Annotated in this window: 10 protein-coding genes; 5 read left to right on the plus strand and 5 right to left on the minus strand. The window is 60.7% G+C overall.

Annotated features, from left to right (window positions below; translation table 11 throughout):
- Positions 1 to 277 precede the first annotated feature (277 nt).
- The 4 genes from uvrA (at position 278) to H8B15_RS02660 (ending at position 4,376) form a co-directional block, all read left to right on the plus strand.
- A complete protein-coding gene (gene uvrA, locus H8B15_RS02645) occupies positions 278 to 2,836 on the plus strand; it encodes an excinuclease ABC subunit UvrA (RefSeq protein WP_187318115.1) in 2,559 nt (852 codons plus the stop codon).
- 211 nt (positions 2,837 to 3,047) lie between these two features.
- Positions 3,048 to 3,587 (plus strand): YfiT family bacillithiol transferase, encoded by a 540-nt coding sequence (locus tag H8B15_RS02650; protein WP_187318116.1) that lies wholly within the window; start codon positions 3,048 to 3,050, stop codon positions 3,585 to 3,587.
- A 113-nt stretch (positions 3,588 to 3,700) separates the two neighbouring features.
- Positions 3,701 to 4,006, plus strand: a complete 306-nt coding sequence (locus H8B15_RS02655) for a hypothetical protein (protein ID WP_187318117.1) — start codon at positions 3,701 to 3,703, stop codon at positions 4,004 to 4,006.
- Complete coding sequence (locus H8B15_RS02660; protein WP_187318118.1) at positions 3,984 to 4,376, plus strand: hypothetical protein; 393 nt, start codon at positions 3,984 to 3,986, stop codon at positions 4,374 to 4,376. Before H8B15_RS02655 ends, H8B15_RS02660 begins: the two co-directional genes overlap by 23 nt.
- Here the strand turns inward: H8B15_RS02660 and H8B15_RS02665 are convergent.
- The 5 genes from H8B15_RS02665 to purU form a co-directional block, all read right to left on the minus strand.
- Positions 4,373 to 5,059 (minus strand): haloacid dehalogenase type II, encoded by a 687-nt coding sequence (locus H8B15_RS02665; RefSeq protein WP_187318119.1) that lies wholly within the window; start codon positions 5,057 to 5,059, stop codon positions 4,373 to 4,375. The genes H8B15_RS02660 and H8B15_RS02665 overlap by 4 nt on opposite strands.
- Positions 5,060 to 5,304: 245 nt before the next feature.
- Positions 5,305 to 6,324, minus strand: coding sequence for a type IV toxin-antitoxin system AbiEi family antitoxin (locus tag H8B15_RS02670; RefSeq protein ID WP_187318120.1), 1,020 nt, complete (start codon positions 6,322 to 6,324; stop codon positions 5,305 to 5,307).
- Positions 6,325 to 6,480: 156 nt separating this feature from the next.
- Positions 6,481 to 7,998, minus strand: coding sequence for a T9SS C-terminal target domain-containing protein (locus H8B15_RS02675; RefSeq protein WP_187318121.1), 1,518 nt, complete (start codon positions 7,996 to 7,998; stop codon positions 6,481 to 6,483).
- A 58-nt stretch (positions 7,999 to 8,056) separates the two neighbouring features.
- On the minus strand, positions 8,057 to 10,900 hold the full coding sequence (locus H8B15_RS02680; RefSeq protein ID WP_187318122.1) for a TonB-dependent receptor: 2,844 nt from the start codon (positions 10,898 to 10,900) through the stop codon (positions 8,057 to 8,059).
- Between the two features lie 255 nt (positions 10,901 to 11,155).
- Entirely contained in the window at positions 11,156 to 11,989 is an 834-nt protein-coding gene (purU, locus tag H8B15_RS02685) for a formyltetrahydrofolate deformylase (protein ID WP_187318123.1), read from the minus strand.
- Positions 11,990 to 12,324: 335 nt separating this feature from the next.
- Here purU and H8B15_RS02690 point away from each other — a divergent pair, with 335 nt between their 5' ends.
- Positions 12,325 to 13,335: an SDR family oxidoreductase gene (locus tag H8B15_RS02690; RefSeq protein WP_187318124.1), complete on the plus strand. Its 1,011-nt coding sequence runs from the start codon at positions 12,325 to 12,327 to the stop codon at positions 13,333 to 13,335.
- Positions 13,336 to 13,390 lie beyond the last annotated feature (55 nt).

A 13,390-nucleotide genomic window follows, 5' to 3' on the forward strand; every position in this document is an offset into this window, starting at 1 on the left:
ACCTTTCTTAAACATACACAATTGAAGTTTCCCCAGGGCTGTATTTAGACAAGCCGTGCAGTGCACCTATCGTCTTGGCCGGTAGTTTTACTGGTGGTGGGCTTGGTGTGAACGTACGTGGGCATAAGCCCCGAGGGGATGAACCGCCGCTTGGTGGCCGTTAACCAGCGGATCTACACTCGCTGGAAAAAGTCCTTGTTGATTAGCAGGTAGGCAACCACGACAACCTTACAATAACGGCGAGAGTAAGGTAGGACATCAATAATATCCTCTCTCCATGCCTACCCCCACTTCGCCTACCCTCCCTAACTCTTCCGGATTCGTGCAAGTGCGCGGGGCGCGGGAGCACAACCTGCGCAACGTGGATGTAGATATTCCGCGGGATGCGCTGGTGGTGTTTACGGGCGTGTCGGGGTCGGGCAAGTCGTCGCTGGCGTTTGGAACGTTGTATGCCGAGGCGCAGCGTCGCTACCTGGAGTCGGTGTCGCCGTATGCGCGGCGGCTGTTTCACCAGATGGCCGTGCCCGCCGTGGATAGTATTGATGGGCTACCGCCGGCGGTAGCCTTGCAGCAGCAGCGCGGCACGCCCACCACGCGCTCGTCGGTAGGCTCCGTGACTACGCTTTCTAATATGGTGCGGATGCTGTACTCGCGGGCCGGCGACTACCCAGCGGGCCAGGGCATTGTGTACGCCGAAGGCTTCTCCACCAACACACCCGAGGGCGCGTGCCCTACCTGCCACGGCCTGGGTCGCATCTACGAGGCCACCGAAGAAACCATGGTGCCCGACCCCTCGCTCACCATTCGGGAGCGCGCCATTGCGGCGTGGCCCACGGCCTGGGGCGGTCAGAATCAGCGCGATATCCTGGTGACGATGGGCTACGATGTGGACCGGCCCTGGCGCGAGCTACCCCAGAAAGACCGCGACTGGATCCTGTTTACCGACGAGCAGCCGGTGGTGCCCGTGTACCCCGGCTACACGCCCGAGCAAACGCAGCGCGCCCTCAAACGCAAGGAGGAGCCCAACTACATGGGCACCTTCACCAGCGCCCGACGGCACGTGTTTCACTCCTTCGCCAACACCCAGAGCGCCCAGATGAAGAAGCGGGCCTTGCAGTTTATGCGCGGCACCGAGTGTCCTACCTGCCACGGCAAGCGCCTGCGGCAGGAGGCATTGGCCGTCACGTTTGCAGGGCTGGATATTGCCGATTTCTCGGCCCTACCCCTGCAACGGGTGGCAGCCCTGCTGCGCCCCTACGCCGAGGGCACCGCCCCCGGCCGCGCCGCTCAGGACGCCGCACACCCCGAGCAGGCCGAGGTGGCCCGGCGCATCACCCAGGACCTGGTGGCGCGTCTGGGCGTGCTGCTCGATCTGGGCCTGGGCTACCTGGCGTTGGAGCGCAGCACGCCTACCCTGTCGCCGGGGGAGCTGCAACGGTTGCGGCTGGCTACGCAGCTGTATTCCAATCTGTTTGGGGTGGTGTATGTGTTGGATGAACCTTCCGCCGGCCTGCATCCCGCCGACACGGAAGCGCTGCTGGCGGCCTTGGCTAGCTTGAAAGACGCCGGTAATTCGCTGTTTGTAGTAGAGCATAATCTGGACGTAATTCGGCAGGCTGACTGGCTGGTGGACGTGGGGCCGGCTGCCGGCGAGCAGGGTGGGCAGGTGCTCTACAGCGGACCGCCCGCCGGGCTGGCCGACGTGGCGGCGTCGCAAACCCGCCGGTTTTTGTTTGCCGACGAAGCCGCCGCGCCACCCTCCGCGCCGCGCCCGGCCGCGGGGTGGCTGCGGCTGGCGGGCGTCACGCGCAACAACCTGCGCGGGCTGGACGTGGCCTTTCCGCTGGGCGTATTCACCACCGTTACGGGCGTGTCGGGGTCGGGCAAGTCGAGTTTGGTGAGCCAGGCGCTGGTGGAGCTGGTGGGCGCGGCGCTGGGCCAGGCCCTACCCGCGGCCGAGGAAGAAGGCGACTCGCTGGAAGCTGACACGCCAACCGTAAGCGGCGGGCGCATCACGGAAGGCATGGAGCACATCAACCGGCTGGTGCGCGTCGATCAAAAGCCCATCGGCCGCACACCGCGCTCCAACATGGCCACCTACACGGGCCTATTCGACCACGTGCGGAAGCTGTTTGCCGCCACGCCCGCTGCCCGCAAGCGTCGCTACGACGCCGGCCGTTTCTCCTTCAACGTGCCCAAAGGCCGCTGCGAGAATTGCCACGGCGAGGGATTTGTGATGGTGGAATTGCTGTTTCTACCCAGCGTGTACTCGCCCTGCCCCGTGTGCCACGGCACCCGCTACAACGCCCAAACGCTGGAAATTCAGTACAAAAACAAGAACATTGCGGAGGTGCTGAACCTGACCGTGGACGACGCCTGGGCGTTTTTTGACGAAGAACCCGCCGTGCAGCGCGCCCTCACAGTGCTGCGCGAGGTAGGGCTGGGCTACCTGCGTCTGGGCCAGCCCGCCACCGAGCTAAGCGGCGGGGAGGCCCAGCGCATCAAGCTCGCCACCGAGCTGCAACGCCCGCCGCGCGGCCACTCCCTCTACGTGCTCGACGAGCCTACCACCGGCCTGCACCCCGCCGACGTGGAGCGCCTGCTCACGCAGCTGCACGCGCTGGTAGAAGTCGGCAATACGGTGGTGGTGGTAGAGCACACCATGCGCGTAGCCGCCGCCAGCGACTGGGTGCTGGACATCGGCCCCGGTGCCGGCGATGAGGGCGGGCAGCTGGTGGCCGCCGGCACTCCCGCCGAGGTAGCCAAGGCCAAAGGAAGCAAGACCGCGCCCTATTTGCGGCGGGCGTTAGAGGGAGCTTCGGAGAAGGAAAAATGAAAAAAAGAACGTCATGCTGAGCTTGTCGAAGCATCTCTACCGCTTCGCTGGACTATGACTGCAACGAAGCGGTAGAGATACTTCGACAAGCTCAGCATGACCGCCAAATGTTAGTGTTCATTCCTTATGTGGAATGACGTTTATGGCTGTTCCGAGTGTCGTCTGCATGTGGGGTAGGCCAACCTTGCAACCGGTAGCATGTTTGATACCTATGGAAACTACCTCCCCCGACCTGCAATACCCCATCGGCCGTGCGCCTGCCCGCCCCGAAGCACCGCTGACGCCCGCCGAACGCGCCACGTATATCGAGCAGATTGCCGCCTTGCCGGCCCAACTCACGGCTGCAGCACGCCAGGCCGGTGGCGTGCGCCTGGAGCAGCCCTACCGTCCCGGCGGTTGGACGGGCCGGCAGGTGATTCACCACGTAGCCGATGTGCACCTGAACTTCTACCTGCGCTACCGCCTGGCGCTCACCGAAGAAAACCCGACCATCAAACCCTTCGACCTGAACGCCTGGGCCGAGCTGCCCGACGTGGCCGCTACGCCCGTCACGGTGTCGCTGGCGCTGCTGGAGGCCCTGCACACGCGCTGGGTAACGCTGCTCTGGCACCTCACCGAGGCGCAGTGGCAGCGCACGTTTTACCACCCCACTTACGACATCACCTACACCCTCGACCAAGCTTTGGTGCAGTATAGCTGGCACGGGCGGCACCACCTGGCCCATGTGCAGTTGCTGAGTCGGGAGGGGTAAATGCCGCTAGTGGTAGCTCCACTGTACATAGGGGCGAAAAATAGTAGTGTTGCATAGAGCTGCTGGGGCTCTATGCAACACTACAGTCCACAGCACGCGTATGCATAGGGTATATGACCGATACTACTTCCTCTTCCTTTACTAAAAAATGCCCCCACTGCCAGCAATGGTCGGCGTGGAACCAACGTCCCAATGACCGGTGCGAGCACTGCGGCGGTTTTCTGGACCCGCGGGCGCAACGTCGGGTAGAAGACGAAAATCGCAAAGCCAACGAGCCAGAAGCACCATCGGTGTTCGAAATTCAATCGGACGATAATGTGGTGGTGCGGTTTTTTAAGCGAATGGGCCGGGTCGGGCAGGTGGTATTCGGCGCTATTCTGGCATTCTTTGTGGCAGTTGTCACCTTCGCGGCGGGCTAAGATAGGGCTGCGGCCCGGCCCGCGCCGTCTCCTGTTGATGGGCGGGGTGTTGCTCTACGCGGCACTGTATCTCAACCGCCACCTGTGGCACTACCCGCTGCCAGCCTGGCTTTCCTCCCACGGCGCCGACCTGCTGGCCATGCCCATCCTACTAGGCCTCACGTTAGCCGTGCAGCGCCGCCTGTTCCCGCAGTTTCGCCAACTAGTACTGCCCGATGCCTGGCTGCTGGGTGCTTGGCTGGCCGTATCGGTTTGGTTTGAGGGCATACTACCGTATTTCTCGGTCGTAGCCGTGGCCGATGCCCTGGATGTGGCGGCGTACGGGGTAGGCACGCTTGCCTTCCGGCGCTGGTTCAACCGTCCCGACTAATGCTCGATCAGTTGCCTGGCAATGGCGGGTAGGGTAGCCCCGGTATAGGTAGGCGCGGGTGCCAGTGGGTACGTGGCCTGACCCGCCCGGGCCAAAAAGGCTGCCTGCAAGCCTGCCCGCAGGGCCCCGCCCGTATCCCAGCCGTGGGCCGCCACCAGTAGCGCATCGGCAGGGGCTATTTCTAGCTGCCGACACGCAGTGAGGTAGGTGTCGGGGTGAGGCTTGTAGCGCTTCACATCATCAATGCTCAACAGCTGCTCAAAAAAGCTGGTGAGGTCGGCGTAGTCTATCTGCTTGCGCAGGGTAGGGCCGGGCGAGTTGGTGAGCGTCACCATTCGAAAGCCGGCTTGTTGTAGCAGGGTGAGGCCCTCTACCACGTCGGGGTGGGGTGGCAGCTCGGCAATGAGCGTAAGCAGCTCCTGCTTGCGAGCGGCCGGGCGCACCGGCTGCCCCAGGCTTTGAGCCAGCATATCCAGGGCTGCGTCGCCAATCTGCTTGAAATCGTGGTAGGCTGCCGTTACAGTATCTACCAGCGAGTATTGTAATAGCAGCGAAAACCACTGCTTAAACGCAAAATCATACGCAAATTCTTGATTGATGCCTTGCTGCAACTTGCTCATATCGAGCAAGGTTTCGTTGACGTCGAACAACAGCAGCTTGGGGCGGGCAGGAGGGGTAGGCATGAAGTGGAGTTGAGAGGGGATGGTTGGCAGTTGTCAGGGATGAACTAACAAGTAGCGTACGTGTGTGGCCGCAGAGCGGCTACAGGTTGGTAGTCGCTACAACACAAAACCAACCGCGCCGCGAAGTGGAGTAAGAATCTACAAGGTAATCTTGCTCCACTTCGCGGCGCTTAGTTCTGACCACATCACACAACACGGGAAACCTCTAACCGCTCCACAGCCCCAACGCATACCATCACTACCAACTACCAATGCCCCGCCTCCCGTAGCTGCTGGGCCAGCGCCGCAGTGCGGGGTACAGGGCTGGCCAGCAAATCAGCATACACTACCAGCGGTGGTGCGCATTGTTCGGGGTCCAGGGCCAGCGGAGCAAAATACGGGTTCAGCAGCTCCACGGGGCCGCGCTGGCAGGGCACCAGTTGCAGATAGTGCGCCAGCTGGGCACGGGGTAGGGTGCTATAGATGGTGAGCATGGACGGTGGCTCGGCGGAGATGCCCAGCAACCGTTGCGCGGCGGCCTCGCCGCTCCAAACGCAACCCGCGGGTAGAGGGTAGGGCCAAGTGGGCGGAGCGGCCGTCAGCCACCGGTAGCGCTGCGGGTTTAGGCGGTTGCGCAGGGTAGCGGCGTAGTGCCCTACCCAGTGTTCCACCACTGCTGGCCGCAGGGCTGCCCAACCAGCAGGATCGGCCGACCACAGAGCGTGCCCCGCCAGATAAGCCAGCGTGCGCACCACCACCGAGGGCGAGAATCGGGTAGTCTTAGCAATTTCCCGGACCGGGCAAGCCACCAGCGCTGGCGTGCGCAACAGGTGAAATACCAGGCGCATACCGGCCACATTCAGCTGGGTTGGGGGCACGGTGGAAGGTGCTGTTGGCGTAGGGGCGGTTGCCGGGGAGGATATGGCCTGCTGATGGCCACGCAGGGCCACCAGCAGGCCCGCCGCGTGCCGCAGCCAGGCATTGCCAGCGGCATCGGCGTAGCAGATGCCCCGCGCCCGCAAGTGGGTGCGGGCCTGGTGCGATATGCGCTCGGCCACCACCAGCAGCGGCGGCCCCGAGTGCGTAAGACGGTCCAGGGCGCCGGTCCAGGTGGTTTCGGCTACCAGGGGTAGGGCCACTACGCTGAAGCAGGCACTAGCGCCCAGCTGCCAGGTTTGCTGCGCTGCACCGGCTGCCGGCCCCGCGCTGATACGGGTAGCCAATGCCTGCTGCAACCCCAACCGAACCTGCTCCAGTAATACAGATGCAGAGAATAGGGATGACAAAATACGCTGCCGGCGCTACGTGGCCGGAATAATCAGTGGTAGAGGAAAGGAGAGAAAGCAGGTGCGGGAGTGGCCCTAAACAGCAAGACCGGCGCTGGTAGCCAGCCCCGGTCTTGCGTGTGCATCAACGCGGCAAAAGCCGTGTTTTGCGGTAGGCTAGTAATCCGTGTTTTGTGGATCGAAGTTGGTCCAGCCAGTCAGCCAGTTGTCAGCAGTGGTGCCTGTGCCCGAGAAGGCACCGATGTAGCTTACTTTCGTGAAGAAGCTGTCCGTCACTTTGCTGTCCGAGAAATCCGCGGCGCTGCCGGAGGCGGTAGTAGCCGTAGCGGGCGAAGCGCTGCGCGGAATGAAGCTCGGCGCCGTCAGGTTGAAGGGGTTGAGCAGCTGCACGTTATCGGAAGTGGTGTAACGCCTGTTGCTACCGGCCTTCAACCAGGTGAGCGGCCCTACAGCTGCGCCCCAGGCCGAAGAGTCAGAGGCCATTACGTTGTTCACGGTGAGGCTGCCGGCGCCGCCGCTACCGCCAATGAAGATAATGCTGCGCTGACCAGCAGTGGAGTTAGAGCCTGTTAGGCTACCTGCCACAATGTTGTTTTTGAATTTGAGGTTGCCCCCAGCAGCGTTGCCAGCCGTCAGGTTGTGGTCGATGAGCACGTTGGTAGGATAGCCCATGATAATCGAGTTCATGATGCTGATACTCGAATTACGACGGATGTGCGCGCCAGCCGTGTACTGGGGGCTGTAGTTGGCCCCGTTGGCGTTGATGATGGGACCAACCGCCGTCACGTTAGAGAATACCGCAGAGGTCTGGGGGGTAGCCGCAGTTGCCTTACTGTCATTATCCGACTCAAATGCCTTAGAGCCCGATTGGTCAGCCTGCAACGGGTCGCGCAGCGACACAGCGAACTGCACCTTGCCAGCGAAGCCGTTATCAGTGTCGAAGTCATCGTCGAAAGTGCGGTGCGACACCAAGTATTTGGCATTCACCGTGCCACCAAACCACTCAAATGCGTCGTCGCCGCTGAATGATACCTGTACGTGGTCAATAGTAGTGCCGCTACCTACACCGGCCAGCGTCAGGCCGTTCACCTCGTTGTCGGGCGAGAAGGCCACGCCGCCAAACTCAATGCGCACATACTGCAAGGTGCCGGAGTTGTCGGCTGCGTTGGTTCCGCCGTATTTGGTGCGGGGACCACCCTCAATCTGGGGTTGGGTGGTGCCCACCAGCGTATTTACCGGAGCGTTACCGGCAATGATGAGGCCACCCCAGTCGCCGTAGTTGCGCGAGCCTTTGGGCTGGTTGGAAGTGAAGACAATGGGCTTCTCAACGGTGCCCATCGCCATAATCTTCGCGCCAGGTTCAATAATCAGAGCGCCTTTGGTGTCTTTGTCGCCTTTGATGATGGTGCCGGGCTCAATGGTGAGCGTCACGCCCGATTGCACATACACATAGCCCTTCAGCAGGTATTTGTTGCTAGCCGTCCAGGTGGTGTTGGTTGTGATAGGGGCGTCTATCGATACCGCTTGCCCGGTGCTAGGGGTGGTAGGGTTGGTAGGGGTAGTGGTGCCGCCGCCTGTTTGGTTGGGGGCGGGGGTGGTGTCCTCCTTGCTGCAAGATGCCAAGCCAGCGAGTAGGGCGGCTGCCAGGGCCAAGGAACGAGTATGCTTTTTCATATGGGGTGAAATGAAAATGGGCAATAGGGAGTAAGGGAAGACGAAGGGTAGGGAAAGGCTACGGCACGGGGGTGAGCGGACGCGTGCGTGGCTCCAGGTTGAAGCGCAGACCCAGCGTATAGTAAGTGCCGCGGCGGTAGCCCGTCAAGGATGGATCGGAGCTGGAGTACTTCTTGTCGCGGTTGAAGTCCTGCACCAGGTTCACCTTCTGGTTCAGCAGGTCCTGAATACCAGCGTTCAGCGTCAGACGGTCGGTTATCGTCTTAGTCAGCGAGAGGTCCACGGTGTGGCGGGGCAGTTCAATCACATCGGGGTAGTCGATACTGCCGGCAAATAGAATGCGCGGGCCAAACACGTTGTACAGCGCCGATACCTGCCAGCTATTGTCGGGCGTCTGGTAATACAGGCCGCCGTTGAACACGTAAGGCGACTGACCCTGCAAGGCGCGGTGCCGGTCCCAGGCCACCATGCTATTGCTCAGCGACACTTCACTCTTAATCAGCGAAGCGTTAAACACAGCCGACAGGTTGCGTAGGCCATTGGTGCCGAAGGCATCATCCAGGAAATTCAGGCTCTTTTTGATGTCTACTTCCACCCCGTAGGCGTAGGCGCTGGGCGCGTTGGCAAAGGTGTAGGCCAGGTTGGTCGTCAGCACGGCCACGTTCTCGATGGGGTTCGTGAAGTGCTTGTAGAAGGCGCCCACGTGGATCAGCTCGCCGCTGCTGGGGTACAGCTCATAGCGCATATCGAAGTTGTCGATGGTGGCTACTTTCAGCGGGGAATCAGGATTTAAGTACAGCGAGCCGTAGTTCAGTACGTTGAAGTCAAAATCGTAGAAGAAGAACGGGGCAGCTTCGCGGAACTCGGGGCGGTTCAGGCTACGGCCGTAGGCCAGGCGCACCAGGTTTTTCTCGTTGAAGTTGTAGCTGAAGTTAGCCGAGGGCAGCACGAAGTTGGTGGTCACGTCCTGCTCTACCGGCTGCCCGTTGATGCCCGTGGCAATGGACTGCACGTTGCGCTCGTAGCGGGCGCCAGTCACCACCTTTAGCTTGGTAGTCAGCGGAATATTGAACGATACATAACCGGCTTCCAGTTCGTTGGAGGCATTGTAGCGGTAAGTCGAGTTCAGGTCCTCATCCATGCGGAAGCCATCGGTGCCAATGTTCTGCGGATCGAAGATGTTGCCTACTGCCTCGTTGCGCAGGCCCTGGATGCCGTTGGTGTTCAAGGAGTAGCCAAATGCCCGGGCGTTGAAATCACGCTTGCGGTACTCTAGGTAGGTGCCAGCGCCGATTTCCACGGTACGGTCGGCCACCTGCACGTTGTGCTTCAGGTTGGCGTTCAGCGTGTAGCTATGCTCGCTCAGCTTCTGGTAGAGGCGGCCGGCGTTGTTCACGTCTACCTGGCCAGTAGCCGGTGTCAGCACGGTTTCGGTGGGTAGGCCGCCGTCGGTGGTAGCCGGAATCGACTGGTAGGACACGCGGCGCAGGTCGGGCTCGTTGCGGCTGGAGTAGCCGTAGCCGCCTACCCAGTCCAGCTTCGTTTTCTCCTTGTTGAAGGTGTGTTGACCAGCTAATTGGCCGGTGTAGGTGGTGCGGCCCTGGTAGCCCAACAGGTAGTTGTTGCGCACCTGCTGGCCGTTGTTGTCGAAGCCCGTGCGGGTAGTTACCTGGTTGCGGCCCTGCTGGTTGAACAGGTTGCGGAACTCCAGCCGGTCGCCGTTGTCCAGCACCACGTTGAAGTTCTGGATGGCACCCAGGCGGATGCTGTTGGTGGACTGGTTGTCCTTGAACTGGTCGGTACGCTCGCCCGATACGTCGTACAGGTTGCGGTCAATCTGGAAGTTGGTGAAGGTATTGGTGTAGTTCACCGACGTGATGCTGCCAATCTTCAGGTTGCTCAGGTTGATCTGGTCCATGTAGGCCGCGTTGAAGCGGATGTCCGGCATGGCCTTCATCTTGTAGATGGGGAAGGTGTTTTCGAGCTGGCGGGCGTAGAAATCCCGCTCGTACTGCTGGTAGGCGGTGCCCAGGGTAGGGAAGCCGCCCGGCAGGCTACGCTTCACCGCACCAAAGCCAAAAGCGTCGCCGGCCTGGGTTTTGTCGCTGAAAAAGCTCTTGCCCGTGGTGCCGTTGCGGTAGCCCGAGGAGTAGTTCACCGTGAGCAGGCGCTCGTTGAAGTTGGGCTTGCGCAGGTACACTTTCACCAGACCACCGGCAAAGTCGCCCGGCAGCTCCGGCGAGGGGTCCTTGAACACCAGCACGCGGTCGAGCAAAGAGCTGGGCACCACGTCAAAGGAAAACGACTTGCGGTCGGTTTCCGAGCTGGGGGCCGTTACGTCGTTCAGCCACACTGTGTTATACCGGTCGCTCAGGCCCCGAATCTGGATGAAGCGGTTGTCGACAATCGTTACGCCCGGAATGCGACGCACCACCTCGGCCGCGTCGCGGTCCTGGGTTTTCACAATCTGCTCCGACGAAATGCCGCTCACCACCACATTGGCCTGGCGGATTTCCGTAATCACGGCCATTTCGGTGTTGGTACGGCGCACGCCCGTCACCACCACCTCACTGAGCTGCTTGTTGTCCGACTCCAGTGAGGTGGTAATCACCGTGGTTTTGTCGGCTACTACCGTCACTTTCTGAATGGTAGTAGGCTTGTAAGAAACGGAGGTAACCACCAGCGTGTATTCGCCTACCGGTACCTTTTCCAGCAGAAAATCACCTTCCACGCCGGTAGGGGCACCCAGCGAGGTACCTTCCAGGTGTACCGTGCCGCCAATCAGGGCTTCCTGTGTGGTGGCGTCTTTCACGGTGCCCCGAACGGTGCCCGTCTGGGCCAGGGCTGCGAGGCTGCTCAGGTTGAGCAGCAGAAAAAATAGTAGAGTAAGAGGGTGCCGCATAGGTTTGAATTATGCTGCAAAGCTCCCCCGACTAGATTGCCCTAGTTTGTCCCGATTGTTAATTGATTGTTATGGAATACGCGGTTATGTGAAGCTTATATTATCGGTCGGGTAGGGAAATTAATAGGCCGTCATGCTGAGCTTGCCGAAGCATCTCGCGCGCTGATGTAGGATACTATCTTTCGTCAGCACGCGAGATGCTTCGGCAAGCTCAGCAGGACGGTCTTTTTCAAATTCTTCTATTCGCAGAATAGCTTAATCAAAGATGATAGTCTTGTTGCGGTGCACGAACACGTGCTCGTTGAAGACCAGTTGCAGGGAGCGGGCCAGCACAATCTTCTCCACGTCGCGGCCGGCCTGGGCCATGTCCTGGGCGCTGCGGGTGTGGTCAATGGGGATGACACTCTGGGCAATGATGGGGCCCTGGTCGAGCTGCTCGTTGACGAAGTGCGCCGTGGCCCCAATGATTTTCACGCCCCGCTCGTAGGCCTGCGCGTAGGGGCTGGCGCCCACAAAGGCGGGCAAAAAGGAATGGTGAATGTTGATGAGCCGATTGGGGTAGGCCGCCACAAAGTCCGGCGACAGAATGCGCATATACTTGGCCAGCACCACAAAATCGGGCTGGTAGGATGCCAACACGGCTAATACCTCGGCCTCGTGGGCTTCGCGGGTGCGGTCGGTGTGGGGCAGGTAGTGGAAGGGGATGCCGAACTGCTGCGTGAGCGGGCCCAGCACCTCGTGGTTGCTCACCACGGCCAGAATCTCGGCGTTCAGCTCCCCGAAGGCGTGGCGCACCAGCAGCTCGCCTAAGCAGTGGTACTCGCGGGTAGCCAGCAGCACAATGCGCTTGGGCTGGTTATCAGACAGGCGCAGCACCGCAGCAGGCGGCAGCACGGCCCGCAGTTCCTGTTGCAGCGCCTCGGCTTCGAAAGGGCCGCTGAACTCCGTGCGCATGAAGAAGTGGTTGTCGTGGCGCTCTACAAACTCGCCGTTGCGCACAATGTTGAGGCCGTGGCCAAACAGCACGCCGGTAATCTTATACACCAGTCCCGGCGCGTCCGGGCAATGAATCAGCAGGGTATGGGCCATGGCAAGGGTAGGGTAGCGCCGCAAGAATACGGAAATCTGTCTGACGGGGAAATGGTGAAATGGTGAAATGGTGAGTGGTGAGATGGTGAAATGGTGAAACGGTGAGTGGTGAATCAGCAAGCGCGTGTCATCCTGAGCGCAGCGAAGGACCTTATGTCAGTTGAACGAGTCGTTGTGTCGCTTGTCGTTCACACGTGAGAAGGTCCTTCGCAAACTCAGGATGACAGACGCGTTTTCATTCACAACTTCACCACTCACCATTTCACTATCTCACCATCTCACCATTTCACCATCTCACCCCAACCCAAACCCTCTGCTAGCCGTTTTACAGAGCTATGAACGAAGAAAACAAACTCAGCCGCCGGCAGATAATCAGCGGGTTAGGTGCTAGCCTGGCCGTTGCTGCCGCGGCGCCGGTGCTGTCGGCCGAAGCAGCTACTGCTTCTGATAAAGCTGCGCCTGTCCTCCTGAAAGATCCTACCTCGGCCTACCCCAAACCGCCCTTTAAAGCGCAGGAACAGCCCTGGCCGGCTTTAGCCAGTAAGATGGAGCCGCGCCCCGACCACGGCGAAACCAGCTACAAAGGCTCGGGCCGCCTGAAGGGGCTCAAAGCCCTCATCACGGGCGGCGACTCAGGCATGGGTCGTGCGGCTGCCATTGCCTACGCTCGCGAAGGTGCCGATGTGGCTATCAACTACCTGCCCGCCGAGGAAGCCGATGCCAAGGAAGTCATCGACCTGATCAAGAAAGCCGGCCAGAAAGGTATTGCCATCCCCGGCGACCTGCGCGACGAAGCCTTCTGCAAAAAGCTGGTAGACGACGCCGTACGCCAGCTCGGCGGGCTGGATATCCTGGTCAGCAACGCGGCCCGGCAACAGTCGCACGAGTCCATTGCCGATATCAGCACCGAGCAGTTCGACTGGACCATCAAAACCAACATCTACGCCCCATTTTGGCTGATGAAAGCCGCGCTGCCTCACCTCAAGCCGGGGGCATCTATCATCGGTACCACCTCCGTGCAGGCTACCGACCCTTCCGCTAACCTCTTCGACTACGCCCTGACTAAGGCAGCTACTACCAACTTCGTTCGTTCGCTGGCCAAGCAGCTCGGGCCCAAGGGTATCCGCGTGAATGGGGTAGCCCCCGGCCCCATCTGGACGCCTTTGCAAGTAGCCAAAGGCGGCTCGACACCCGAAAAGCAGAAAACCTTCGGCGAGGGCACGCCCCTGGGCCGCCCTGGCCAGCCGGCCGAGCTGGCCGGTATCTACGTGCTGCTCGCCGACCCGCTGGCTAGCTACGCCAACGGCCAGATCTACGGCTCGGCTGGTGGCAGCGGGTTGCCATAGGCAGTGAAATAGCTGAAACCTAACGTGTCTCTACCCTTCTCACTTAGCTACACAA

Origin of the sequence: Hymenobacter citatus (assembly GCF_014333615.1) — a bacterium.
Taxonomy (GTDB): Bacteria; Bacteroidota; Bacteroidia; order Cytophagales; family Hymenobacteraceae; genus Hymenobacter; species Hymenobacter citatus.